The 318-nt window shown below is 51.9% G+C and carries 1 protein-coding gene; it reads left to right on the top strand.

All coding sequences use genetic code 11. The annotated features are described in order from the left end of the window. On the top strand, window positions 1–318 hold a 318-nt coding region (locus ACT3SX_RS15665), incomplete at both ends, for an Ig-like domain-containing protein (RefSeq protein ID WP_444761888.1).

Here is a 318-nt window from a genome sequence, read left to right as displayed (position 1 = left end):
CACGGTGATTGACACCCCAGTTACTCAAAACATCATTGGTAATGACGACGATGCCAATGGTGACAGCTTAACGGTTGACGACTTCACCGTTGATGGCACCACCTATCAGCCAGGCGAGACCGCAACGATTACTGGTGTGGGCACCATCACCGTGACAGAAGCTGGTGACTTAACCTTTACTCCAGAGACCGGTTATGCTGGTTCGGTACCAGACGTTGACTATACCGTGATTGATGGTAACGGCGGATCAGACACAGGCACCGTTACCTTTACTGACATCGCCAACCAACCACCTGTTGCCACTGATGACAGCGTGAC

Source organism: Psychrobacter sp. AOP31-B2-9, from assembly GCF_052378005.1.
GTDB lineage: Bacteria > Pseudomonadota > Gammaproteobacteria > Pseudomonadales > Moraxellaceae > Psychrobacter.
This window is presented reverse-complemented; position numbering and strand designations above follow the sequence as displayed.